This is a genomic window from Achromobacter anxifer (assembly GCF_903652925.1).
Classification (GTDB): domain Bacteria; phylum Pseudomonadota; class Gammaproteobacteria; order Burkholderiales; family Burkholderiaceae_B; genus Achromobacter; species Achromobacter anxifer.
The window spans coordinates 226,119-251,326 of the sequence record NZ_CAHLAR010000011.1; the positions used below are offsets into that span (position 1 = coordinate 226,119).

A 25,208-nucleotide genomic window follows, 5' to 3' on the forward strand; every position below is an offset into this window, starting at 1 on the left:
GCCCTTTGCGCTATCGCAGAGGCCTCGGCTTGGACCACGCTGACTAGGTACAATTCCCTTTATGTCCGAAGAAGCCGTAACAACCCCGTCCCCATTTGTTCATCTGCGCGTGCACTCCGAGTTCTCGGTCGTGGACGGCATCGTGCGCATCCCCGATCTCATCAAGCGCGTGGCCAAGCTGGGCCAGCCCGCGGTCGCCTTGACCGATCTGTCGAACCTGTTCGGCCTGATCAAGTTCTACAAGGGCGCGCGCGGCGCCGGCGTCAAGCCCATCGCGGGCTGCGACGTCTGGCTGTCCAACGACGAAGATCCGGCCAAGCCTTTCCGGCTGCTGCTGCTGGTGCGCAACCACCAGGGCTACCTGAATCTTTGCGAATTGCTGACCAAGGCCTTCCTGACGAACCAGGGCAAGGGCCGCGCGGAGATCCGCCGCGAATGGCTGCAGGGGCAGGAGGGCCTGATCGCCCTGTCCGGCGGACGCGGCGGCGACGTGGGCCAGGCGCTGGACGCAGGCAACGCCGTGTCGGCGCTGGCGCTGGCGCGCCAGTGGGCGCATGTGTTCCCGGGCAGTTACTACATTGAATTGCAGCGCGCCGGCATGGACGGCGACGAGGCCTACACCCAGGCCGCGATGCGCCTGGCGAGCGAGGCCGGCCTGCCGGTGGTGGCCACGCACCCGGTCCAGTTCCTGGACGAATTCGAATTCCAGGCGCACGAGGCCCGCGTCTGCATCGCCGAAGGCGAAATCCTGGCCAACCCGCGCCGCGTGCGCCGGTTCAGCAAGGAGCAGTACCTGCTCAGCTCCGAGGAAATGGCGCGGCGCTTCGCCGACGTGCCCTCGGCGCTGGCCAACACGGTGGAAATCGCCAAGCGCTGCAACCTGAGCCTCGTGCTGGGCAAGCCGCGCCTGCCCAATTTCCCCACGCCAGAGGGCGTGGGCCTGGACGACTACCTGGTCCAGCTGTCGGAAGAGGGCCTGGAAAAGCGCATGGCTTTCCTGTTCCCCGACGAGGCCGAACGCGAATCCAAGCGCGAGCAGTACTACGAACGCCTGCGCTGGGAGTGCAAGACCATCATCCAGATGGGCTTCCCGGGCTACTTCCTGATCGTGCAGGACTTCATCAACTGGGGCAAGAACAACGGCGTGCCGGTGGGACCGGGCCGGGGTTCCGGTGCGGGCTCGCTGGTGGCCTACGCCCTGGGCATTACGGACCTGGATCCGATCCGCTACGACTTGCTGTTCGAGCGCTTCCTGAATCCCGAGCGGGTCTCCATGCCCGACTTCGATATCGACTTCTGCCAGGACAACCGCGAACGGGTCATCGACTACGTCAAGGAAAAGTACGGCCGCGCCGCCGTGAGCCAGATCGCCACCTTCGGCACGCTGGGCGCCAAGGCCGTGGTGCGCGATGCCGGCCGCGTGCTGGACATGCCCTATATGTTCTGCGACGGCCTGTCCAAGCTGATTCCGTTCAACCCGATGGATCCCTGGACCCTCGAACGCACCCTGAAGGACGAACCTGCCTTCAAGGACCGCTACGAGCAGGAAGAGGAAGTGCGCGCGCTGGTGGACCTGGCGAAACCGCTGGAAGGCCTGACCCGCAACATCGGCATGCACGCCGGCGGCGTGCTCATCGCGCCCGGCAAGCTGACCGACTTCTGCCCGTTGTATTGCCAGCCCGGCCAGGAGAACAGCGCGGTCTCGCAGTTCGACAAGGACGACGTCGAGGCCGCCGGCCTGGTGAAGTTCGACTTCCTGGGCCTGCGCAACCTGACCATCCTGGACTGGGCCGTGCGCTACGTGCGCCAGTTCAACGAAGACAAGCGCGACTTCGACGTCATGGCGCTGGCGCTGGACGATCCGGCCGCCTACAAGATCCTGTGCGACGCCAACACGACCGCGGTGTTCCAGCTGGAATCGCGCGGCATGAAGGAACTGCTGAAGAAGCTGCGGCCGAACACCTTCGAAGACATCATCGCCATGCTGGCCCTGTATCGACCGGGGCCGCTGGAATCGGGCATGGTGGACGACTTCGTCAACCGCAAGCACGGCCGCGCCGCAGTGGATTATTTCCACGACGACCTGGAAAACACCCTGAAGAGCACCTACGGGGTCATCGTCTACCAGGAACAGGTGATGCTGATCTCGCAGATCATCGGCGGCTATTCGCTGGGCGGCGCCGACCTGCTGCGACGCGCCATGGGCAAGAAAAAGCCCGAGGAAATGGCCAAGCACCGCGAGCTGTTCGAGCAGGGCGCCAAGGAAAAGGGCCATGACCCGGACCTGGCGGTCAAGCTGTTCGACCTGATGGAGAAGTTCGCGGGCTACGGCTTCAACAAGTCGCACTCGGCCGCGTACGCGCTGATCTCGTACCAGACGGCCTGGCTCAAGGCCTACCATCCGACCGAGTTCCTGGCCGCCACCATGTCCTCGGACATGGACGACACCGACAAGGTCCAGATCTTCTGCCGCGACGCCCAGGACAACGGCGTCGAGGTGCTGCCGCCGGACGTCAACTTCTCGGGCTACCGCTTCGAGCCGGTTGCCGACAAGCACACCAAGAACGGCAAGCCGCCGCGCACCATGCGCTACGGCCTGGGGGCGGTCAAGGGCACGGGGCAGGGCGCGGTCGAGGAAATCCTGCGCGCGCGCAAGGAAGGCGGCCCCTTCCTGAACCTGTTCGACTTCTGCCGCCGCGTCAGCAAGCACGCGGTCAACCGCCGCACCATCGAAGCCCTGATCAAGGCCGGCGCCTTCGATACCATCGAGCCCAACCGGGCGGCGATGTTGGCCTCGGTGCCCACCGCCATGGAAGCCGCCGAGCAGGCGGCGCGCAGCGCCAACCAGGCCTCGCTGTTCGGCGACGACAGCGGCGACGTGGTGGCCGGCGAACTGGCCAAGGTCGCGCCCTGGGACCTGCACAAGAAGCTGACGGAAGAAAAGTCCGCGCTGGGCTACTACTACAGCGGCCACCTGTTCGACGCCTGGCGCGACGAAGTGCGCCGCATCGTGCCGATGCAGCTGGTGCGGGTCGAGCCGCAGCGCGACCTGCAATGGATGTGCGGCGTGCTGGCCAGCGTGCGCGTCATGATGACCCGCCGCGGCAAGATGGTCTTCGCGGTGCTGGACGACGGCACCGCGCAGGTCGAGATCTCGGTCTTCAACGAGCTCTACGAAAAGCACCGCAACCGCCTGCGCGAGGACCAGCTCGTCATCGTCCAGGGCAAGGTCAGCAATGACGACTACTCCGGCGGCATGCGCATCGTGGCCGAACAGCTCTACGACCTGCAACTGGCGCGCGAAGCCCGCGCCAAGTCCCTGCGCGTCAAGCTCAACGGCAGCGCCGACGCCGCGCGCCTGCGGCAGATGCTGAATCCGTTCCGGGCCGAGCCCGAGAACGGCATTCCCGGCGTGCCGGTCGACATCGTCTATACCAAGAACAATTTCCTGTGCACGGTCCGCCTGGGCGAGGAGTGGCGCGTCCGCATGGCCGACACGCTGCTTGCCAACCTGAACGAGTGGACCAAGCCGAATGGCGTGGAGGTCACCTATTGATGCCTAGCCTGCGTATCGTTCACTCGGAGGCCGCCACCAGCTTCGGCGGCCAGGAAGGCAGGATCTTCAAGGAGATGACCGCCATGCGCGCGCGCGGCCATCACATGGAAGCCATCTGCCAGCCCAATGCGCAACTGGCCGAACGCCTGTCGGATGCCGGCTTTCCCGTGCACACGCTGGAAATGGATGGCGCGGTGAATTACCTGAAAGGCATCGCCACCATCCGCGGCATCCTGCGCGAAGGCCGCTTCGACGTGCTCAACACCCACAGCCGACGCGACACGGTCATCGCCGCCGCCGCCGGACGGCTGGCGGGAACGCCGCTGATCGTGCGGACCCGGCACTTGTCGAACAAGGTGGGGTCGTTATGGTCCTACACCTGTCTGCCGCACAGGGTCACGACGGTCAGTGATCATGTGCGCCAACACCTCATCGACCGCGGCGTGGCTGCCAGCAAGGTGGCGACCGTCTATTCCCCCATCGTGCTGCCGCCGCCCGTCGAACGTTCCACGCTGCGCGAGGAACTGGGCCTGGCCGACGACGATATCGTGGTCGGCTGCGTGGCCGTCATGCGCGCCACCAAGGGCCACAAGGACCTGATCGATGCGATCGCGCCGCTGATGGCCAGCCGGCCCAAACTGCACTTGGTGTTCGTCGGCGGCGGTTCGCCGGTGTTCGAGCAGACCCAGGCCTATGTGGCTGAACTCGGGCTGCAGGACCGCATCCACCTGATGGGGATGCGGCGCGACGTGCCCAACCTGCTGGCGGGTTTCGACCTGTTTGCCCTGGCGACGCAGCAGGAAGCCTCCGGCACCGTCTACGTCGAGGCGCAGGCCAGCGGCCTGCCCGTGATCGGCACGGACGTCGGCGGGGTGTCCGAAATGTTCCGCGATGGTGAAACCGGCATCCTGGTTCCGCCCAAGGATTCCCAGGCGCTGACCGCGGCGCTGGAGCGCCTGATCGACGACGGCGCCCTGCGCCGCCGCATGGGCCAGGCCGGCCGCAAGATGGTCTGGGACGAGGGCGTGTTCTCGCCCGCCCGGCTGGCGGAGACGACCGAGGCTGTCTATACCCGATGGCTGGCGGAGCGCGCCGGATGAACGCGCCCAACGTCCCGGTGCTGATGTATCACCACGTCACGCCGGCCGGCGGCATGATCGCGGCCACGCCCGAGGTGTTCGAGGCGCAGGTTTCGCGCCTGGCCCGCGCCGGCTACCAGTCGCTGTCCGCCGATCAGTTCGCGACCTACCTGGCCGGCGGCGCCGCGCCTGAACGCTCGGTGCTGATCACCTTCGACGACGGCTACCTGAATAATTGGGTGCATGCGCATCCGATCCTGGCGCGCCATGGCATGCGCGCCGTGCTGTTCACCATTACGGGCTGGATCGGCGACGGCCCCGTCCGGCCGCACGCGGGGCAGGGCGGCCCCTTGCCCGCCACACCCGACCACGACGCCTGCAAGCAGCTGGTGGCGGCCGGCAGGACCGACGAGGCCATGCTGCGCTGGAGCGAGATCGAGGCCATGCGCGCGGCGGGCACCTTCGAATTCCATTCCCACACGCATACCCACACCCGCTGGGACAAGGTCTGCGGCGCAGATGCGGATGCCAAGCGTGCCCATATCGCCCAGGAGCTGCAGGAGTCCCGCGACACCCTCGCGCGCCGCCTTGGTTCCGCCAGCGACCATCTCTGCTGGCCGCAAGGCTATTTCGACGCCGATTACGTGGCCGCGGCCCGGCAGGCCGGGTTCCGCCACTTGTACACTACCGACCCTTTCGGCCAGAACACCCCCGGCGCGGACCCCGAACACATTTACCGTTTCGCGGTGCGCAACCAGGGCGGCTCCTGGCTGAACCGGCGCATCTGGCTGTCGCGCGATCCCTTCTGGGGCCCGCGCTTTCATGCCTGGAAAGCCTGGAAAAAGCGTCTCAGGAATCGCGGATGAAGCTATCTGTCATCATCATCACCAAGAACGAGGCGGCCAACATTGCCGCCTGCCTCAAGTCCGTGGCCTTCGCCGACGAATTCATCGTGGTGGATTCGGGCAGCACTGACGGCACCGTCGAACTGGCGCGCGCCTTGGGCGCGCGGGTGGAAGTCACGCCGGACTGGCCCGGTTTCGGGCCGCAGAAGAACCGGGCGCTGGACCTGGCGACGGGCGACTGGGTGCTGTCCATCGACGCCGACGAGCGCGTCACGCCGGAACTGGCGCAGGAAATCCAGGACGTGCTGCGCGCGCCGCGCGCCGACACCTATGAGATTGCGCGCCTGTCGAATTTCTGCGGCCGCGACATCCGCCATAGCGGCTGGTGGCCCGATTACGTGCTGCGGCTGTTCAAGCGCGGCACGGCGCGCTTCACGGACGCCGCCGTGCATGAACGGGTGGTGCCGGCCAACGGCCAGCCGCTGCAGATGCGCGGCTATTTCAACCACTATCCCTACGACAACCTGGACGCGCTGATCACCAAGGTCAACCGCTACTCGTCCGACGCCGCGGCCATGATGTACGCCAAGGGCCGGCGCACCTCGATCTTCGGCGCGTTGGGCCATGGTTTCTGGACCTTTGTGCGCATCTACCTGATCCGCCGAGGCTTCCTGGACGGCAAGCACGGCCTGGTGCTGGCCGTTACTGCGTCGGCTGGCAGTTTCTTCCGCTATTCAAAGCTGATGTTCCTGGCCGAGAAGAAGAAGTGAAGATTCTCTACACGAACTTCCACGCCGGCAATGGCGGGGGGCACGTCACCTACATCATCAATCTGGCCAAGGCCCTGTCCAAGGACCACCAGATCACGGTTGCGGCGCCGGCCACCAGCCGGTTGTACCGCTACGCCAAGGCGATTCCGGGCGTGACCGTGCAGGACATGCAGTACACGACGCGCCCATCCTCCTGGTTCAAGGACCGCGCGCAACTGCGCCGCCTGATCAAGGCCGGCGGCTTCGACATCATTCACGCCAACGGCTCGGCCGACCACAAGCAGGTCATGCTGGCCACGCTGGGCATGCGCAAGCGTCCGCGCATCGTCTTCACCAAGCACAACGACCATCCGCTGACGAGCTTCGGCCACAAGCTGCGCGCAGCGCTGGCCACCGATCACTCCATCGCGGTCAGCGACTACGTGCACCGTCTGATGCAGCCGTCGCCCTATGGCCGGCGTCCCATCACCACGATACGCCACGGCATCGACACCAACTTCTTCGCGCCGCCGCCCGCGGAAAGCCTGGACAAGCTGCGCGCCATCTTCTTCGGGCCCGATTGGCAGGGCAAGCTCTTGCTGGGCAGCGCCGGCGGCACCGACTACGACAAGGGCTGGCTCGACCTGGTGGCTGCGGCCGCAGCCTTGCCGCCTGAGGACCGCAAGCGCGTGCTGCTGATGGTGGCGGGCGATCCACCCAACGAGGCCAAGCTGGCGCGGGTGCGCGAACTGGGCATGATCGAGCAGGTTCGGTTTCCCGGCCTGCTCGACGATGTGCGGGCGGCGCTGGCGTCCTGCCATGCCGGCTTCGTGCTGTCGTATCGCGAGGCCCTGTCGTTCGCCTGCCGCGAGATCATGGGGCTGGGGCTGCCCGCCCTGGTCAGCGACGCGGGCGGCCTGCCCGAGAACGTGACCGACGGCGTGGACGGCTGGATCGTGCCGGCCCGCGACGTGCCCGCCATCACCGCCAAGCTGCGCTTCATGCTGGATCACCCCGAAGCCGTGCGCGCCATGGGCGCCCGCGCCCGGGAAACCAGCCTGCGGGACTTCAACCTGGAACGTTTCGCGGCCGCCACAGTGGACGTATACCGGCGCACGCTGGCTTGAGGCCGGGCTTTATAATCCGTCCCTATGTCTATCCCCATACTCATGTACCACCAGATCGGCGAGCCCAATCCCAAGGGCACGCCGTTTCGCGGCCTGACGGTGCACCCCGACAGCTTCGCCCGGCAGATGCGCTGGATGCGCCGGCTGGGCTATCGCGGCCTGTCCATGCGCGACGTCATGCCCTATGTGCGCGGCGAGCGCCAGGGCAAGGTATTCGGCCTCACGTTCGACGACGGCTACCGTAACGTGCACCACAACGCCATGCCGGTCTTGAGCGAACTGGGTTTTACCGCCACCAACTATTTCGTGGCGCACCAGTTCGACGGCGGCAATGTGTGGGACCTGGAAAAAGGCATTCCCTTCTCGGCCCTGATGACCGTGAACGAAATGCGGGAATGGGCGCAGGCCGGCAACGAGGTCGGCTCGCATACGCTGGACCACGTCCATCTGCCTGAAATGGCGCCCGAGGAAGCCCGCCGCCAGATCGTCCAGTCCAAGGACGAGCTGGAGCAGGCGCTGGGCGCGCCGGTCACGGCCTTCTGCTATCCCTATGGCGACCACGGCCCGGAGCACCGGGTCATGGCGCGCGAGGCCGGCTACGACAACGCCACGCTGACCCAGCGCGGCCTGGCGGCGGCCTCCGACGATCCCTTCGGCCTGCCGCGGGTGACGGTGTCGCGCTCCACCAACATCATCCGTTTCCTGCAGAAGTGCCTGACCCGGTATGAAGACTCCCGCCGGCGCGCTTGAGCGGCGCCTGCGCATCGCGCTGCTGGTCGACCGCTTCGGCAACCGCTTTGGCGGCGCCGAAGCCTATGGCGTGGAGCTGATGCGGGTGCTGGGCCAGCGCCACGACGTCTCCGTGGTGGCGCGCGATTTCGACAGCGATCTGCCGTTTCCCTTCCTGCCCGTGCGTTTCCCGGGCTGGTTGCCCAGCTGGATGCGCGTGTTGTATTTCGCCTGGCGCGCCGACCGCCTGACCCGCGGCCGCTACGACATCGTGCATTCGCACATGAACGGCTGGGCCGGAGAAATCCAGGTCATGCACGTGACGCCGGTGCGCTACAACCGCCTGACCCGGGTCAAGCCTCTGAAGCGCCTGACCGCCTGGCTCAGCCCGCGCCTGGCCACCTACCTGCTGCTGGAAAAGTGGCGCGTGCGCCAGGCGCCGGCGCGGCGGGTGGTGGCGGTGTCCGGCCTGATCATGGACCAGCTGCACCGCAGCTATGGTCCGCAGTTGCCGGTGGACATCATCGCGCCGGGGGTCAAGCTGCCCACCGCCGCGCAGATGGACGGACGCGAGGCGACCCGCGCCAGCCTGGGCTGGGACGCTGACACCATCGGCTGCCTGCTGGTCGCCCGCAATCCCTTGCGCAAGGGACTGCCGGCCCTGCTGGACGCTCTGGCGCAACTGCCGCCGCAATACCGGCTGCTGGTGGTGGGCGCAGACCAGCCCACCCGCGATCGCGTGCAGGCGGCCGGCGCAATCGCCAGCCGCGTCACCCTGATCGACCCCACGCCCGATGTCGCGCGCTACTTCAGCGCCGCCGACATCTATGCGCACCCGACGCTCAACGACAGCTACGGCATGGCGCCGCTGGAGGCCATGTCGCACGGCTTGCCCGTGGTGGTCAGTTCGCCCGCCTATTGCGGCTTCGCGCAATACCTGTCGGCGGGCAAGGATGCGCTCATCCTGCAGGACCCGCGCGATGGGGCGCAGCTGGCGCAGGCGCTGGAGCGGCTGGGTTCCGAACCCGGATTGCGTGCGGCCCTGGCCGAACGCGGCCTGGCAATCGCCCGCGAGCAAAGCTGGGAAGCCGTGGCCGCGCGTTACGAGGCGCTGTACGAAAAGGTGCTGCAGGAGCGCGGCTGAGGCTGGCCGGGGCTGACCGGGTTGGCGGGACGGACCAGGCTGGCCGGGCCGCAAGGCTCGGGGCAGGGTGGCCGGCTTCAGTGGCCGGGCGCGGTCGCCCGTTCCAGTTCGTCCAGCCAGCGGATCGCATGTACGCGGTCGGCGCCGCACATATCAGCCTGGGGTTGCAGCCCGCCGCAGAAATCCGGGCGGGACGGCTGGCCGAAAATCGCGCAGCGCATGTCCGGCAGCAGCTGGATACAGGGCACCCCGGCGGGTTTGCCCCGAGGCATGCCAGGAATCGGCCGGGTGATCGACGGCGCGATGCAACAGGCGCCGCAGCCGGGCCGGCATTCCAGCGCGGCCGGGGCGGTCGCGCTCAGACCCATCCGCGCAGCCAATAGACGAACAGGCCGGCGTATTCCTTGATGATGGAACGGCTGGCGTCGAACGTGCGCTGGTCAGGTAGCCACAGCGGCAGCGAACCGTCGGTCGGCGCCACGATCTGCGGCGGCGCCGGGGCGGCGATGGCTTCCACGCCTTGTTTGGAGAAGGCCGCCATGGCGCGCGGCATGTGTAGCGCCGACGTCACCAGCAGAACCTTGCCGATGCCGCGCGACTTGAGCTGGTCCTCGGTCAAAGCGGCGTTTTCATAAGTGGTGCGGCTGGCGTTCTCCAGGATCAGGGCCGACTCGGGCACGCCTTGCTGGCGGATTGCATGGGCCATGCCGCGCGCTTCGCTGACGTCGCCTTCCAGCGCGCCGCCGGACAGCAGCACCTTGGGGGCGCGTCCGGCCAGATAGAGCTGGGCCGCCATATCCACCCGCACCACCGCCGTGTCCTTGTCGTAGGGCAGGAACCAGTTGGCGCGGCCATTGGCGGTATTGCCGCCCAGCACCACGATGGCGTCGGCCGTGGGGGATTCGGCGGGTGCCAGGTGCGGATAGCGGGATTCCAGCGCGCCGCCCAGCCACAGTGACGTAACCGGCAGAGACCAGGCCAGCGCCCACAACAGGCCAGCGACGATGAGCGCGCCGCCGGTCTTGCGCAGCCGGAACAGCCCCAGCACCAGTCCGACGACGACCAGGGTCATGCACAAGTTGTAAGGAATGATCAGATTCGTGAGATAGCTGGACAAGGTCATTTCAAAACAATCCTGATTACTGCGTCTCGTCCAGCAGGATGTTGGCCTGCTGCTCAACTTCCTCGACGGACGGCCATGCATGCTCCGAGCCCACGCACACGGCCCGTGGCGACCACGGACCGGTGCGTCCCGGGCGGGTCACGCCGAACAGGGTCAGTTCCCTGGCGGCGGCCGCCGCCGCGACGTGAGAGACACCAGAATCGTTACAAATTACCAGCGCCGCCCGGGCCGTGAGCGCCGCGAAAGCGCCCAGTGAAAGGGGGGGCAGCAAGAGCGCCGTAGGGGCATTGCGCCGCGCCTCCTCGGTTTCGGCCGGAGGTGGGCACATTACCACGGTATGGCCGCGGGCCTGCAAAGCCCGGGTAAGTGTATCGAATCCCGGCCAGACCTTGATCTTGCCCTTGTGCAGGCCGGTGGCGGTCGGCGCGATCAGGACGAAGCGCTGGCCCGCCATTCCGGCTGCCTCCAGCGCCAGGTCGGCGGCGCTGCGGTGGGCCGGCGTCAGGGGCAGGTCCAGGGTGGGCCCCGGTTCGGCTGGGCCGCTGGGCAGGCCCCAGCGGGTCAGCGCCTGGCGGGTCAGGTAATGCCAGGACTGGACCGCATGCAGCGAGTCGTCCGGCTTGTTGACGGGCCAGCGCAGCAGGAAGCTGCGGCCATCGTCGCGGTAGCCGGCCGAAGGCAGCCCCGCCAGGCGGAACACCAGCGCGCTGGACAGCGAGTCCGGCAGCAGCAGCCCGCGGGCGCGGCGGCCCTGGGCGCCCAGGCCGCGCCGGTGGGCGCTGACCGCGGCCCGGTCCGGCCCGACCTTGCCGCGCATGGGGATGAAATCCTGCTTGGCCACCCCGTCGAGCAGGTCGCGGGCCCAGGGGCGGGCGCAGATCACCAGGGGCAGGCCGCTGGCGTGCAGGGCGCGCAGGCTGGGCAGGCTCATGCAAACATCGCCTACCCAATTGGGCAGCCGGACGTACAGGCAACTGATATCGGACATGGAAGGGCGCTAGGCGCGTCAGGGCTAAAAGGGACGGTCCGGGCGGCGACTTGTCGCGCAGCCGGTACAATTCTCGCCACGATTGTATAAAAGCGAGTGATCCCTTTGAATTCTGCCGCACGCAACGCGCCCGCAGGGTCCCAACCCGTCAAGGCTGAACTCTGGAGGCGGATATACAGCCGCGTGGGCTCCTACTGGAAGGGATTGATGCTGGCCGTCCTGCTGATGGCAGGCGCGGCCGCCACCCAGCCGGTCCTGGCGGTCATCATGAAGCCCCTGCTGGACGGCGGTTTTTCGGGCACCAAGCCCTATTACGTCTGGGCCTTGCCCCTGGCCGTGGTCGGCCTGATCCTGCTGCGCGGCATCTGCAACTTCTTCAGCGACTATCTGCTGGCCTGGGTGGCCAACAATGTCCTGCTGGGCATGCGCCGGGACATGTTCGAGCGCCTGCTGGGCCTGCCCGACGCCGATTTCAAGCAGGGCGACACCGGGCGCCTGCTCAACCGCTTCACCATCGACGCCGGCAACGTCACCGGCTACGCCACCGACGTCATCACGGTGCTGGTGCGCGAAACCCTGGTCGTGGTCGCCCTGATCTGCGTGCTGCTGTACATGTCGTGGGTGCTGACGCTGATCATCCTGATCATGCTGCCGGTGTCGGTGCTGATCTCGCGCTTCTTCATCCGCCGCTTGCGCCGCATCAACCGCGAAACCGTCAACATGAACGCCGAGCTGACCCGCGTGGTCGGCGAAGGCATCGACGGCCAGCGTGTCATCAAGCTGTTCGACGGCTATGAAGTCGAGCGCGGCCGCTTCGATTACGTCAGCCGCCGCCTGCGCCGGTTCGCCATGCGCACGGCAACGGCGGATGCGGCTCTGACGCCGCTGACCCAGGTCTGCATTTCCATTTCGGTCGGCGCCGTCATCGCGGTGGCGCTCAGCCAGGCCAACAACGGCGCGCTGACCGTGGGCAGCTTCGCTTCCTTCATGGCCGCGCTGGCTCAGATCTTCGATCCCATCAAGCGCCTGACCAACGTCGCCGCCCGCATGCAGAAGATGCTGGTGTCGGCCGAAAGCGTGTTCACGCTGATCGATCAGACGCCCGAAAAGGACACAGGCACCAAGGAACTGGCCGAGCCCGTGCGCGGCAAGGTGGAGTTCCGCAATGTCAAGCACCGCTTCCCCGACGCCGACCGCGATACCGTCAACGATATTTCCTTCACCGTCGAGCCCGGCCAGACCGTGGCCCTGGTGGGGCGATCGGGCAGCGGCAAGACCACCCTGGTCAACATGCTGCCGCGCTTCGTGCTGGCCGACAGCGGCACGATCCTGGTGGACGACATGCCGGTCGACGAACTGACGCTGCGCAGCCTGCGCTCGCATCTGTCGCTGGTCAGCCAGGACGTGGTGCTGTTCGACGACACCATCGCGGCCAACGTCGGCTACGGCGCGCTGGGCAAGTCCAGCGAACAGAAGGTGCGCGACGCGCTGGAAGCCGCCAACCTGCTGGAATTCGTGGAAGGCCTGCCGCAGGGCATCAACACCCCGGTGGGGGAAAACGCCGCCCGCCTGTCCGGCGGCCAGCGCCAGCGCCTGGCGATCGCGCGCGCGTTGATCAAGAACGCGCCCATCCTGATCCTGGACGAAGCCACTTCCGCGCTGGACAACGAATCCGAGCGCCAGGTCCAGGCCTCGCTGGAGCGCCTGATGAAGGGGCGCACCACGCTGGTCATCGCCCATCGCCTGTCCACGGTGCAGAACGCCGACCGCATCATCGTGCTGGACGCGGGCAAGATCGTCGAACAAGGCCCCCACGCCGAGCTGCTGGCCGCGAACGGCCTGTACGCCTCGCTCTACAAGATGCAATTCCGCGAGGATTGATGCGGGCCCTGACGCCGGCCTTGGCCGGCGCCCGCCGCGGTCCGCGCGCGTCTTCCCTGTCTTTTCCTGTCGCATTTCCGGATTGCCAATCGCCCTGATTGCCGGAAAATGGACCCGGGCCTGCCGGCAGGCCCTGACCCAGCCCGTCGCGGGCAGGGCGGCGCCCCGAGGCGCTTTGGTCCGCCGTGCATCAGGAGCGCCCCATGTCCCTGCCTTCGGAAGGCAATCAGCTAGTCAACGTCGTCGTCCTGCTGGGGGCTGCGGTCGTCGCGGTCCCCTTGTTCAAGCGCCTGGGACTGGGATCCGTCCTGGGCTACCTGGCCGCCGGCCTGGTGATAGGCCCATTCGGCCTCGGCCTGTTCTCGGATCCCAAATCCATCCTGCACGTGGCCGAACTGGGCGTGGTGATGTTCCTGTTCATCATCGGCCTGGAAATGCAGCCGTCGCGCCTATGGAAGCTGCGCGGAGAAATCTTCGGCCTGGGCGTGGCCCAGGTGCTGGCCTGCGGCGGACTGCTGACGGCGGTGGGGCTGCTGGCCGGCCTGTCGGGTCCAGCGGCTTTCATGGCCGCGATGGGCTTCGTGCTGTCGTCCACCGCCATCGTCATGCAGATACTGGCCGAACGCGGCGAGGCCGCCAGCGCGCAGGGCCAGCGCATCGTGTCGATCCTGCTGCTGGAAGACCTGGCCATCGTGCCCTTGCTGGCCCTGGCGACCCTGCTGGCGCCCGCCGGCAACGCCAGCCATGGCGATCCCTGGCTGCAATCGGCCATCGCCGTGGCGTGCATCCTGGCCCTGCTGGCCGCCGGCCGCTGGCTGCTCAATCCGCTGTTCCGCCTGCTGGCCGCGGCGCATGCGCGCGAGGTCATGACCGCAGCCGCCTTGTTGGTGGTGCTGGGGGCGGCATTGCTGATGGAACTGGGCGGCCTGTCCATGGCCATGGGCGCGTTCCTGGCGGGCGTGCTGCTGTCCGAATCCACCTTCCGCCATCAGCTGGAAGCCGAGGTCGAGCCCTTCCGCGGCATTCTGCTGGGCCTGTTCTTCCTGGGCGTGGGCATGTCGCTGGACCTGTCCGCGGTGGCCCGTGAATGGCCGCTGATCCTGGCGGCAGTCGTGGTGTTCATGCTGGTGAAGTCGGCAGGCGTGTATGTGGTGGCGCGGGTGCTGCGCGCCTCGCACGCCGAGGCGATGACCCGCGCGGCGCTGCTGGCGCAGGGCGGCGAGTTCGCCTTCGTCCTGTACGGGGCCGCCGCCGCCGCCGGTATCTTCGACGCGCACACAGGCGCCGTGCTGACCGCCGTCGTCATCATTTCCATGGCGCTCACGCCGCTGTGCGTGCTGGCGTTGCGCTGGCTCCTGCCCAAGGAGACGCCTTCCATGGAAGGCGTGGACGTGGCCAAGGATCTGGAAGGCTGCGCGCTCATTGTCGGTTTCGGCCGTTTCGGGCAGATCGTGACCCAGGCGATGCTGGCCCGCGACCTGAAGGTATCCATTCTTGATACCGACACCGACGCGATCCGGGCCGCGGCCAAGTGGGGCGTGAAGGTCTACTACGGCGACGGCACGCGCATCGACATGCTGCGCACCGCCGGCGCCGAGAACGCCTGCGCCATCCTGATCTGCATCGACGACCCCAAGGCCGTCACCCACATGGTCAAGCTGATCAAGTCCGAGTTTCCCTTGGTGCGGGTGGTGGTGCGTGCCTATGACCGCATCCATTCGCTGGCGCTGGCCAAGGAAGGGGTGGACTTCCAGGTCCGGGAAACCCTGGAATCCGCCCTGGTCTTCGGCGAGGCCGCGCTGCGCGTGATCGGGGTGCCGGCGGACGAGGCCGCCGAGGTCGTGCAGGACGTGCGCAGGCGCGATACCGAACGTTTCGACCTGGAGGTCGCGGGTGGGCTGTTTGCGGGGCGTTCGCTGCTGTACGGCAATATGACCAGCGTCCCGGACGGCAGGAACGACAAACCCGACCGCGAAACCGAGGGGGCCGCCGCCACGCCGACGGCGTAACCGAGTATTTCCCGATCTTTGCATTACTTTTCGCATCATTTCACGCTCAAGCGCGAATGGCTAAGGTAGATTTACCCGCACAGACTCTTCTTCCTCGAAGAGCATTTGCCAGGGGGCTGCCATGCTGCAATCGGACCGGATTTCCACGACGCCGCTAGCTGTTGGTGTAGAACTGGCCCGGCGCCAGGCTTTGGCCTTGCGCTGCGGGTTTTCCGCAGGTTCCATGCGCCAGCTGATGACGCAGACGGGCGGGGCCGGCCCCGCCTGGTCGATCAGCGCGCACCGCGAGACCGACAAGGTGCGAGGCGCCAAAGCCTTTCCCTTCCGCATCGCCGCCGCGGCGATGTCGTGACCGGAGCTCCGGGCGCGCAGCGCGCCCGGAGTCCTGGTTTGCCGCCGCCTCGCCGCTGGGCGGCCGGCGCGCGTGGCGTGGCGGGGGATTTTCAGGGCCGCATCTTGCGCGGCATGGCCGGGGACGGCATTATCAGCGCCGTGTATCTCTTGCCGGACCCGTGCCGCGTCACCCTGTCCTCCCTTGCGTAGGAGCGCCTTATTGAAGTCTCGCGGGCTTGTGCAGCGCGCCCTGTATGCCGTGGCGGTGCTGGTCCTGATCGGTATCTGCGCGGCGGCCGTCGCGCTGCTCTGGATCGACCGGCGCGCTACCTGGGAAGCCGCCCATGCCTCGGCGCGCAACATCACCGGCGTGCTGGCCGCCGACATCAGCCGCACCCTGCATGTCTATGACCTGTCGCTGCAAGGCATGGCAGAACGCCTGCGCGAACCCGGCCTCGATCGCCTGGCGCCGGAAACCCTGCACCGCTTCCTGTTCGACCGCCCGTCCACGGCGGAATACCTGGGCGCCGTGGTGGTGCTGGATAGGGACGGCAACATCCGCTACCACTCCGGGGCCCTGGAGCCGCCGGCCGAAAGTTTTGCCGATCGCGATTTTTTCCAGGTGCACCGGGACGCCGACGACGTCGGCATGTACGTCAGCAAGCCGTACCGCAGCCGCCTGCGCGGCGGCGATGAAAGCATCGCCATCAGCCGGCGCCTGTCCAACCCGGACGGCAGTTTCGCGGGCGTCGTAGGCGGCTCGCTGCGCCTGGCCTATTTCCGCGATCGCTTCGCTGCTTTGTCCATCGGCGAGCGGGACGAAATCAGCGTCTTTCGCAATGATGGCCTGGTGCTGCTGCGCACCCCGTACTCCGTGCAGGACATGGGCAGCGACATCGGCATGGCCCTGGATTTCCAGCAGTTCCTGATCCGCCGCGAAGGCTCGTTCGTGGGCGCGCTGTCGCCGGACGGCGTGAACCGCTATTACACCTTCGCCAGCATCGCCGACACGCCGCTCATCATCGATGTGGCCCTGGACGTGGACGAGCTGATGGAACCCTGGGACCGCCGCGCGCTGTTCATCATTCCGGTGACCACGGCGCTGCTGCTATCGGTCCTGGCGCTGATCGTGCTGTTCAGGCGCGAGATGCGCCTGCGGCAGGCGGTGGAGACCCAGTTGGCGGTCCAGGCGCACACCGATGGGCTCACGGGTTTGGCCAACCGGCGCGCATTCGACCAGGCGCTGGAACGCGAATGGCAGAACGCGCGCCGCGAGCGTACGCCGCTGTCGCTGCTGTTCCTGGATGCGGACCATTTCAAGCGCTACAACGATCGCTATGGCCACCAGGAAGGGGATCAGTTGCTGAAGACGCTGGCGCAAGCGCTCAGGAAGAAGGCGCGGCGGCCGCGCGATCTGGCGGCGCGCTATGGCGGCGAGGAGTTCGTCGTGCTGCTGCCCAATACCAACCGCCGGCGGGCGGCGGAAATCGCCGAAGGAATCCGGCAGGCCGTGGCGGCGCTCAAGGTGCCGCACGCAGACGCCGGGACAGGAATCGTCACGGTCAGCGTGGGCGTTGCAAGCGCGATACCGCAGGCTGAAGAGGCCGCGGCCAGCCTGGTCGAGGCCGCCGATGCCGCCGTGTACCAGGCCAAGGAGTCCGGCCGCAACCGGGTCGCCGTGGCCGGCGCATGAACCGAGGGGCGCTTGTCGCCAGCGCGTAACAAGAAAAAAGCCCCGCCGCGCGTAGTGCGCGGCGGGGCTTTTCTTGATGCGGCCGATTCAGCGGCCGATCATCACGGCCTGCATGCGCGTCTGCACCTGCTGCACGTTCTTGGCCTGCGCGTTCAAGTCCTGCAGCAGTTGGTTCAGTTCAGCCTGCACTGCAGGATCCTTCACCGTGACCACGGGGCCGGAGATATCGATCTGCGCGGCGTGCGCGGCGACATAGTCGGCGATCTTCAGGCTGCTGTCGAAGGTCGCGTTCAGCTGCGGCAGCACGTCGCGGAACGTGTCGGCCGGCAGGCTGACGGTCTTCTCGTAAGCCTTGTCGTAGACCGCCTTCAGGTCTTCGGGCTGCTTGAGTTGCGCGCGCGCGGCATCGGCCTTGGCCTGCTGTTCCTTCAGGGCCGTGCCCATTTCGTTGAGCGAAGTCTGGACGGCCTTAAGGTCGTCGCGGCGGGTCACGATATCGTTCAGCGAGCGCATGGCGCCTTTCTGCATGATGCCGGACAGGGGTTTCACGGAGGCATCCATGCCGGCGTTGAAATCGGTGATCACCGCATATTGAGCCGCATAGTCGCCAAAGGACTTCTTTTCTTCTTCCGTCAGTTGCGGGACGCGCACGCCCGGCTTGTCGACGATGCGGGTCTGCAGGAACTGCGTAAACGCGGCACGCTGTTCGGGCTCCTTGTTGCCGCAGGCGGCAAGCATCAGCGGCAGGGCTGCGGCCAATACCAGGAACGGACGGAATAGGGACTTCATCGCATGGATCTCCGGAAGCAAAATAATGGGCGTTCAGGGTATACCCTGTAAAGCGCCCGCAGCTTATCGGGTCATTTGCCATCCCGCCATTGCTTTCAGAATTCATTGCAAACGAATTGTTAAGTCACATAATTCACACACAATGACGTGAAATTATGCGCGCGGCCTGTTAAGTCGAGCTCGTGGCGATTTCCCGCAATGCGGCGGTGAGCAATTCCGCGGAACGCGACAGGGAACGGCCGGCGCGCCGCAAAATGCCGATGTGCCGGTATAGCGGCGGATTGCTGATCGCCACGCAGCGCAGGCGGTTGGTATCGCCTTCGCGCGCCGCCAATTCAGACAGAATGGCCACCCCCAGTCCCTGCGCAGCCATGGCCAGCACGGTCGAGTTGTAGACGACTTCATACGCCGCCGGCAGCGAGATTTTCAGTTTGTCGGCCGCCGCCTCGATATGCGTGCGGATACTGCTTTCCCTGACCGGCAGGATAAGGGGATGCTCGGCCAGGTCCCTGATCGTCACGGTCTCTGGTGCGGCCCAGGGGTAATCGTGCGCCATATAGGCGCAAAAGCGGTCGGTCACCAGCTCTTCCCAAACCAGTTCCTGGTCGCGCTTGATCGGGCTGCCTATTCCAAAGTCCACCTCGCCGCTGCGGGTCATGTCGTTGACACGCGAGGCGACCGTGTCGCGCACGCAAACCGTAATGCGCGGGTAATCCTGGTTCAGCCTGTGTATGGCCTGGGGCAGCAAGCCGGCAGCCAGGGAGGGCAGGACGGCGACGGTCACCGTGCCCCGTTCCCGGTCGCTGGTGTCGCGCGCCTGGGTGACCAGGTCTTCGATTTCAGCCACCAGACGTTCGATCCGCGGGTATAGCTCCTGGCCCCGCGGCGTCAGGCTGACGCTGCGGTGGTTGCGGTCGAACAGGCGGGTGCGCAGATGCGCTTCCAATTGCTGGATCTGGATGGTCAGGGCCGATTGCGAAATGTTCAGCTCATGCGCCGTCCGGGTGAAGTTGCCCAGACGCGCAATCGTGAGGAAGGCGCGCAACTGCTTGAGATCACTCAACATTATCGAAACTCCCGTCTATGGCGCTACGCCCAGGCTATCGTTTTTTTTGAAAAGAATGTTCTGTTATTTGAATTTTACGAATCGCATGGCGCTCGGTATATTTCCATCCGATCGCCCAGGTCAAAAAAGGGCGGCGAATAAATAAATGAGACAAAGAGGGAGGGCTCCGCATGGCCGGGTATTGTGCCTCACACCAGAGGTTCCAAGCGCTGCAGCGAATAATGAATTCGATAAACGGTGCGGCTGAAAAGTGCGCCGGATTATTCCTTATCGGGATGGTCCTGGCTATTTCAATTTCTGTGTTTGTTCGGCTGCTTTACACATATACCGGCATTCCGTTTTCCACGCCGTGGGCGGAAGAGCTGGGCCGTTTCATGATGGTCGGCAGTGTCTTCATTGGCGGGGCGGTCGCCACCTATCGCCTGCGCCTGATCGGCGTCGACGCCTTCATCGGCATGGTGCCGGAGTCCGTCGCCCGCTGGCTGCGCGTGGCGGCCCACATCCTGACGCTGATGCTTGCTGTGCTGCTGGCCTGGAAATCGATCAGATTGATTGAACTGGGCATGCGGCAAACATCGCCGGCGATGGAAATGCCTATGGCCTACATCTACGTGTTCATGTTCATCGGCTGCGTGCTCATGAGTCTGAATACCTTTACCCATGTCGTGAAGGAACTGCTCAACGCGGACATATGGCAGCAGGGCGGCGAGGCCGAAAGAAGCGCGGCAGCGATCCAGAATAGCGAAGGAGGGGCGCTGTGATTCCGGTTCTTTTCCTATCGTTTTTTGCGATCCTGCTGATCGGCGCGCCGATCGTCACGGCGCTGGGCTTGTCCGCGGCATTTGCTTTGCAGTCGGGCGACCGGTCCCTGTTGATCGTGGCGCAGATGGCATTCCAGTCGCTGGACTCGTTCAGCCTGATGGCGGTGCCGTTCTTCATCCTGGCCGGACACCTGATGTCGTCGGGCGGAGTCGCGAGCCGGCTGGTGCAACTGGCCAATGCCTTCGTCGGCTGGATCCGCGGCGGTTTGGGCGCGGTGGCCGTACTGACCTCGCTGCTGTTCGCCACCGTCTCCGGTTCTTCCTCGGCAACGACCGCCGCCATCGGTTCGGTGCTAATTCCGGAAATGGAGAAGAAAGGTTATCCACGATCATTTGCGGCATCGATTGCCGCATCGTCCGGGGAGCTGGGGGCGATCATTCCGCCGTCGATTCCGATGATCGTGTATGCCTTGACGGCAAACGTGTCGGTCGGATCGCTGTTTCTCGCCGGCATCCTGCCGGGCCTGCTGATCACGGCATCCCTGATCCTGACGGTCTGCCTGGTCGCCCGCATCCAGGGCTTCGACGAAGTTACCCCGGTGAGCTTCACCGGCTGGCTGAAAGGCGTCCTGATCGCGCTGAAGGACGCGACGCTGGCGTTGATGATGCCGGTCATCATTCTGGGCGGCATATACGGCGGCTTGTTCACGGCGACCGAGGCTTCCTGCATTGCCGTGCTCTATGGCCTTGCGCTCGGGTTGTTCGTTTACAAGGAAATAACGGTCAAGGATTTGCTGGGCATTTTCGCGCGGTCGGCGGTGATGTCTTCCATCATTTTGCTGATCGTGGCGTTCGCTGCCGTGTTCGCCTATCTGCTGACGATCAACCAGGTGCCGCAGCAGGTCGCGGCCATGCTCGGCTCAATGACGAGCAGTCCGATCGTGTTCCTGCTGCTGGTGAACATCATGCTGTTCCTGGTCGGCATGTTCATCGAGGCCCTGGCCGCGATTCTCATCATCGTGCCCATCCTGGCCCCCATCAGCATGGCGTTCGGCATAGACCCCATCCATTTCGGCATGATCGTCATCACCAATCTGGCGGTCGGCATGGTGACGCCGCCGGTGGGCGTGAACCTGTTCGTGGTGTGCGAGGTCGCCCAGCTGAAGATGCACCAATTGGCCAAGTATCTGGTGATTTTCCTTGGCGTGCTGGTGGTCGATGTCCTGATTATTTCCTACGTGCCCGTCATCAGCACATTTTTCTTATAAAAAATAAATCAGCCGCCCGCGGGCCCTGCCGGATTCGGGCGGCTGAAAAATCGAGGAGATGGAAAATGAAAGTATTCAAGAAATTGTTCGGCGCAGGCGTCCTGAGCGCCCTCATGTTTTCCTCGCCGTCGCATGCCCTGAACATGGATGTCGGGCATACGCTCACGACGGACAGCCCGTTTCACGTGGGCGCGCAGAAATTCGCCGAGGTATTGAAGGCCAAATCCAATGGCAAGATCACCATTTCGGTGTTTCCCCACTCGCAGCTGGGCGGCGAGCTGACCATGATCCAGGGCGCCGTGGCCGGCGCCACCGACCTGGTCATCACGGGCCAGCCGACCTTGAACGGCATCGTCAAGGAGTTCCTGGTCTTCGACTCGCCGTTCCTGTTCGACAGCGTCGACCAGGCCAACCAGATCCTCAACGGACCGGCCGGCGACAAATTCATGGAAGTCCTGCCCAAATATGGCCTGGTCGGCCTGGGCTGGTTTTCGGCGATCGAGCGCAACGTCTTCGGTAACCGGGCCGTCAACTCGGCCGAAGACCTCAAGGGTATGAAGATCCGCGTCATCCAGTCGCCGGGATATGTCGAAAGCTACAAGGCGCTGGGGGCGCAAGCCACGCCCATGGCCTACTCGGAGCTGTACCTGGCTCTGCAGCAGAAGGTGCTCGACGGGGGTGAAACCACGCCGGACCAGTTCGTGTCCGACAAGTTCATCGAAGTGTCGAAGTACTTCAACATGACGCACATCAATATCCATCCGGCACTGTTGCTCATGTCCAAGGAGCGATGGGACAAGTTCTCGCCTGACGAACAGAAAATGATCAAGGAAGCGGCGAACGAGGCCATGGCCTATGCGCGCGACTATTACAAGAAGGTCTACGACGAGGGCATGAAGACGATGCAGCAGAAAGGGGTTTCCATCGTCTATCCCAGCAATCTCGACTCCATGGTGCAGGCGACGCGGCCGGTCGTGAAAAAACTGGTCGGCGAGGCTCCCAACGGTCAGGCGCTCTATGACGCGCTGATTGCCGCCAAGCAAAAGCAATAACGGAGATTGCCCCCGCTCAGCGTGCGGGGGCTGTGCCCTCAAATTTCAAATAGAACGGACAGATCGATGACGCCTTTCAACCAACCGGAAAACCTGCGCGTGCTCATTACCGGCGCTGCCGGAAACATAGGGCTGTGCTTGCGCTCGCATTTGCGCGGCCGCTATGCCTTGTTGCGATTGGCCGACATCGCACCGCAAGAACTGGCACAGGAAAACGAGGAAATCTGCACCATGGACGTCCGGGACATCGAGTCCCTGGAGCGCTGCATGCAGGGCATCGACTGCGTCATCCATCTGGCTGGCATTCCGGGCGCCGACGTCTGGGAGAAGATCCTGCCCATGAACATAGAGGGCTGCTACAACGTGTTTGAGGCGGCGCGGCGCCAAAACGTGCGCCGGGTGATCTTCGCCAGCTCGAATCACGCCATCGGCTATCACCGTCGGGAGAAATTCCTCGATGACACCGTGCAGCCCAGGCCTGATTCGCTGTACGGCGTCTCGAAGGTATTCGGCGAGGCACTGGGCCGCATGTACGCGGACAAGTTCGGCATGTCCGTGGCCTGCCTGCGTATCGGGACCTTCCGCACGCCCGACCGCCCGAGCGAGGCCCGGCAACTGCTGACCTGGCTCAGCCATCGGGACATGGCGCAGCTGGCGATGCGTTGCGTCGAACACGAGTCCTATCACTTCACCGTGGTGTACGGGGTCTCGAACAACCTGCGCAACCGCTGGGACAATTCCAACGCCAAATTCCTGGGCTATGCGCCGCAGGACGATTCCGAGGTTTTCGCCGCGGAGATCCTGGCTCAGAACATCCCGGAGGATCCCATCGCGGCCCAGTTCCATGGGGGGTTTTATTGCCCCCTGGAATTCGTGGGCACCACGGACAGGATTTCCTGAACCTGGGCCCGAGCAGGGCTTCTTTTGGCGCGGACAGACCCTAGACCAGGATGATGTCGTACTGCTCCTGCGAGTAGGCGCCCTCGACTTCGAGCGAAATGCGCTTGCGCACGAAGTCGCCCAGCATCGCCAGGTGCTGGCTTTCTTCTTCCAGGAACAGGTCGACCACTTCCTGCGAGGCCAGGATGCGGAATTCCTTGGGGTTGAATTGCCGCGCCTCGCGCAGGATCTCGCGCAGGATTTCATAGCAGACCGTGCGCGGGGTGCGCACATTGCCGCGCGCCTCGCACATAGGGCAGGGCTCGCACAGCTGGTGCGCCAGCGAGTCGCGCGTGCGCTTGCGCGTCATTTCCACCAGGCCCAGTTGCGTAAAGCCGTTGACCGTCATACGGGTCCGGTCGCGCGATAGCGCCTTCTTCAGCTCCGCCAGCACGGTTTCGCGGTGCTCCTGTTCCTCCATGTCGATGAAGTCCAGGATGACGATGCCGCCCAGGTTGCGCAAGCGCAGCTGGCGGGCGATGGCTTGGGCCGCTTCCAGATTGGTCTTGAAGATGGTGTCGTCGAAATTGCGGCCGCCCACGAAACCGCCCGTGTTGACGTCGACCGTGGTCAGCGCCTCGGTCTGGTCGATGATGAGGTAGCCGCCCGACTTCAGGTCCACCCGGCGCGACAGCGCCCGCGCGATCTCGTCATCCACGTTGGCGGTGTCGAACAGCGGGCGCTCGCCGCTGTAGTGCTGGATGCGATCCACCACCGAGGGCGTGTAGACGCGCGCCCATTCCAGCATCGCGGCGCTGGTGGTGCGCGAGTCCACCAGAATGGCGCCGGTGTTCGGTCCCACCATGTCGCGCAGCACGCGCTGCGCCAGCGTCAGGTCCTGGTGCAGCAAGGCGGGGGCGGGCTGGCTGCGGGCGGCGGCTTGGACGCTGGTCCAAAGCTTGCGCAGATATTCCAGGTCCGCCGTCAGTTCCTCGTCATTGGCGCCTTCCGCCTGCGTGCGGACGATGAAGCCGCCTTTTTCCTCGGAGGGCATCAGGGCCTGCAGCCGTTCGCGCAACTGGATGCGCTCGGCTTCGTCATCGATCTTCTGCGAAATGCCGATGTGAGGATCGTGCGGCAGGTACACCAGCATCCGGCCCGCCATGCTGATCTGGGTGGACAGGCGCGCACCCTTGGTGCCCAGGGGATCCTTCACCACCTGGACCATGATGGTCTGTCCCTCAAACAGCAGCTTCTCGATCGGCGTGGGGGTAAGGCCCTGGCTTCTTTCGCCGCGGTTCTCGCGCAGGTCCGCTATATGGATAAAGGCGGCGCGCTCCAGTCCGATATCGATGAAGGCGCTCTGCATGCCCGGCAGAACACGGACCACCCGGCCCAGGTAGATATTGCCGACATGGCCCCGCTGAATGCTGCGTTCCACGTGCAGCTCCTGCACGGCCCCTTGTTCCACCAGCGCAACGCGGGTTTCAAAGGGGGTGACGTTGATCAGGATGTCTTCGCTCAGGGCGATGGCTGGGGGCATAGCGTGTTCGTCTCCAGGTAGGTGCGGCGTACAGGCGAATAGTAAACGTACGGCAAGCAGGGCGCGGCAACTATCTATATAGGGAAGACTGGCGCGGATGCACTACCACCTATAGGCTGCGCTATCTCTAGGCGGGGCACTACCTATATATAGGCAGCCCGCCGGGCTGGATGCACAACAGGGTGCCGACGACGCTTGGCATCCGCCAAACTTGTGCTATAGTCTCGCTCCTTCGCGATTCGGGCAGTTTCTGAAGCGCGGAGCCAGGCAAGCACACAGGTCGGCAAGGGTAACCAAGCGGATCTGCCGCCAGGGACTCGGAAACGGGCGTCCAGCGGTTATTGCAAGGATTGCAGCAAATCAGGCAGAAGCCAGTTGCGCAATCAGCAAAAATGGTGCTATAGTCTTGGGCTTGGCTGGTGATGCGTATTAAGGGTTTTCCCTAGCATTCTCAGTCACCTGAATAGTAGCTAACCTCTGGAAATCCAGGGCTGCGATCGGAGCGAAAGCGAAGGTTGCGGGGTTGCAAGATAGGATGCAAATTAGGCAAAAGCCGGTTGCATAATCTGCAAAAGTTGTGTTATAGTTTCAGGC

Annotated in this window: 21 protein-coding genes; 15 read left to right on the forward strand and 6 right to left on the reverse strand. The window is 65.1% G+C overall.

Features of this window, described 5'->3' with window-relative positions:
- Window positions 1–61: 61 nt before the first annotated feature.
- The 7 genes from dnaE to HWY37_RS28430 are packed head-to-tail and all read left to right on the forward strand — an operon-like array spanning window position 62 to window position 9,229.
- The gene (dnaE, locus tag HWY37_RS28400) at window positions 62–3,556 is read left to right on the forward strand and encodes a DNA polymerase III subunit alpha (protein ID WP_175208620.1); all 3,495 of its coding nucleotides are present in this window, start codon (window positions 62–64) and stop codon (window positions 3,554–3,556) included.
- The gene (locus tag HWY37_RS28405; RefSeq protein WP_175208621.1) at window positions 3,556–4,656 is read left to right on the forward strand and encodes a glycosyltransferase family 4 protein; all 1,101 of its coding nucleotides are present in this window, start codon (window positions 3,556–3,558) and stop codon (window positions 4,654–4,656) included. Before dnaE ends, HWY37_RS28405 begins: the two co-directional genes overlap by 1 nt.
- The gene (locus tag HWY37_RS28410) at window positions 4,653–5,501 is read left to right on the forward strand and encodes a polysaccharide deacetylase family protein (RefSeq protein WP_176090328.1); all 849 of its coding nucleotides are present in this window, start codon (window positions 4,653–4,655) and stop codon (window positions 5,499–5,501) included. The genes HWY37_RS28405 and HWY37_RS28410 overlap by 4 nt, the downstream gene beginning before the upstream one ends.
- Window positions 5,498–6,250, forward strand: a complete 753-nt coding sequence (locus HWY37_RS28415) for a glycosyltransferase family 2 protein (RefSeq protein ID WP_175208623.1) — start codon at window positions 5,498–5,500, stop codon at window positions 6,248–6,250. Before HWY37_RS28410 ends, HWY37_RS28415 begins: the two co-directional genes overlap by 4 nt.
- Window positions 6,247–7,356, forward strand: coding sequence for a glycosyltransferase family 4 protein (locus HWY37_RS28420; RefSeq protein WP_175208624.1), 1,110 nt, complete (start codon window positions 6,247–6,249; stop codon window positions 7,354–7,356). Before HWY37_RS28415 ends, HWY37_RS28420 begins: the two co-directional genes overlap by 4 nt.
- 24 nt (window positions 7,357–7,380) lie before the next feature.
- Window positions 7,381–8,106, forward strand: coding sequence for a polysaccharide deacetylase family protein (locus HWY37_RS28425; protein ID WP_175208625.1), 726 nt, complete (start codon window positions 7,381–7,383; stop codon window positions 8,104–8,106).
- Window positions 8,081–9,229 (forward strand): glycosyltransferase family 4 protein, encoded by a 1,149-nt coding sequence (locus tag HWY37_RS28430; RefSeq protein WP_176090329.1) that lies wholly within the window; start codon window positions 8,081–8,083, stop codon window positions 9,227–9,229. Before HWY37_RS28425 ends, HWY37_RS28430 begins: the two co-directional genes overlap by 26 nt.
- Window positions 9,230–9,306: 77 nt before the next feature.
- Here the strand turns inward: HWY37_RS28430 and HWY37_RS28435 are convergent, their stop codons facing one another.
- From HWY37_RS28435 to HWY37_RS28445, 3 genes are read right to left on the reverse strand one after another with little or no spacing between them, the layout of a single operon-like run.
- A complete protein-coding gene (locus tag HWY37_RS28435) occupies window positions 9,307–9,597 on the reverse strand; it encodes a YkgJ family cysteine cluster protein (RefSeq protein WP_175208627.1) in 291 nt (96 codons plus the stop codon).
- Window positions 9,588–10,352, reverse strand: a complete 765-nt coding sequence (locus tag HWY37_RS28440) for a YdcF family protein (RefSeq protein ID WP_175208628.1) — start codon at window positions 10,350–10,352, stop codon at window positions 9,588–9,590. Before HWY37_RS28440 ends, HWY37_RS28435 begins: the two co-directional genes overlap by 10 nt.
- 16 nt (window positions 10,353–10,368) lie before the next feature.
- Window positions 10,369–11,340, reverse strand: a complete 972-nt coding sequence (locus HWY37_RS28445; protein ID WP_175208629.1) for a glycosyltransferase family 9 protein — start codon at window positions 11,338–11,340, stop codon at window positions 10,369–10,371.
- A gap of 105 nt (window positions 11,341–11,445) precedes the next feature.
- Between HWY37_RS28445 and msbA the strand changes: the two genes are divergently transcribed.
- From msbA to HWY37_RS28465, 4 genes are all read left to right on the forward strand, one after another.
- Entirely contained in the window at window positions 11,446–13,221 is a 1,776-nt protein-coding gene (gene msbA / locus HWY37_RS28450) for a lipid A export permease/ATP-binding protein MsbA (RefSeq protein ID WP_175208630.1), read from the forward strand.
- A gap of 203 nt (window positions 13,222–13,424) precedes the next feature.
- Window positions 13,425–15,230, forward strand: coding sequence for a monovalent cation:proton antiporter-2 (CPA2) family protein (locus tag HWY37_RS28455; RefSeq protein WP_176090330.1), 1,806 nt, complete (start codon window positions 13,425–13,427; stop codon window positions 15,228–15,230).
- 121 nt (window positions 15,231–15,351) lie between these two features.
- Complete coding sequence (locus HWY37_RS28460) at window positions 15,352–15,582, forward strand: hypothetical protein (protein ID WP_176090331.1); 231 nt, start codon at window positions 15,352–15,354, stop codon at window positions 15,580–15,582.
- 201 nt (window positions 15,583–15,783) lie between these two features.
- Complete coding sequence (locus HWY37_RS28465; RefSeq protein ID WP_176090332.1) at window positions 15,784–17,256, forward strand: GGDEF domain-containing protein; 1,473 nt, start codon at window positions 15,784–15,786, stop codon at window positions 17,254–17,256.
- Window positions 17,257–17,343: 87 nt separating this feature from the next.
- On the opposite strand, the gene HWY37_RS28470 is transcribed toward HWY37_RS28465, so the two are convergent.
- Window positions 17,344–18,045, reverse strand: coding sequence for a DUF3053 domain-containing protein (locus HWY37_RS28470; RefSeq protein WP_176090333.1), 702 nt, complete (start codon window positions 18,043–18,045; stop codon window positions 17,344–17,346).
- Between the two features lie 169 nt (window positions 18,046–18,214).
- A complete protein-coding gene (locus HWY37_RS28475) occupies window positions 18,215–19,111 on the reverse strand; it encodes a LysR family transcriptional regulator (protein WP_176090334.1) in 897 nt (298 codons plus the stop codon).
- 221 nt (window positions 19,112–19,332) lie between these two features.
- Here HWY37_RS28475 and HWY37_RS28480 point away from each other — a divergent pair, with 221 nt between their 5' ends.
- The 4 genes from HWY37_RS28480 to HWY37_RS28495 all read left to right on the forward strand — a co-directional run bounded on the left by HWY37_RS28480 (window position 19,333) and on the right by HWY37_RS28495 (window position 23,092).
- Window positions 19,333–19,872: a TRAP transporter small permease gene (locus HWY37_RS28480; protein ID WP_246302426.1), complete on the forward strand. Its 540-nt coding sequence runs from the start codon at window positions 19,333–19,335 to the stop codon at window positions 19,870–19,872.
- Window positions 19,869–21,140, forward strand: a complete 1,272-nt coding sequence (locus tag HWY37_RS28485; protein ID WP_175208637.1) for a TRAP transporter large permease — start codon at window positions 19,869–19,871, stop codon at window positions 21,138–21,140. The genes HWY37_RS28480 and HWY37_RS28485 overlap by 4 nt, the downstream gene beginning before the upstream one ends.
- Before the next feature lie 65 nt (window positions 21,141–21,205).
- Window positions 21,206–22,192: a TRAP transporter substrate-binding protein gene (locus tag HWY37_RS28490; RefSeq protein WP_175208638.1), complete on the forward strand. Its 987-nt coding sequence runs from the start codon at window positions 21,206–21,208 to the stop codon at window positions 22,190–22,192.
- A 66-nt stretch (window positions 22,193–22,258) separates the two neighbouring features.
- Entirely contained in the window at window positions 22,259–23,092 is an 834-nt protein-coding gene (locus HWY37_RS28495; protein WP_175208639.1) for an NAD-dependent epimerase/dehydratase family protein, read from the forward strand.
- 40 nt (window positions 23,093–23,132) lie between these two features.
- On the opposite strand, the gene rng is transcribed toward HWY37_RS28495, so the two are convergent.
- On the reverse strand, window positions 23,133–24,596 hold the full coding sequence (gene rng / locus HWY37_RS28500; RefSeq protein WP_175208642.1) for a ribonuclease G: 1,464 nt from the start codon (window positions 24,594–24,596) through the stop codon (window positions 23,133–23,135).
- Between the last annotated feature and the right edge of the window lie 612 nt (window positions 24,597–25,208).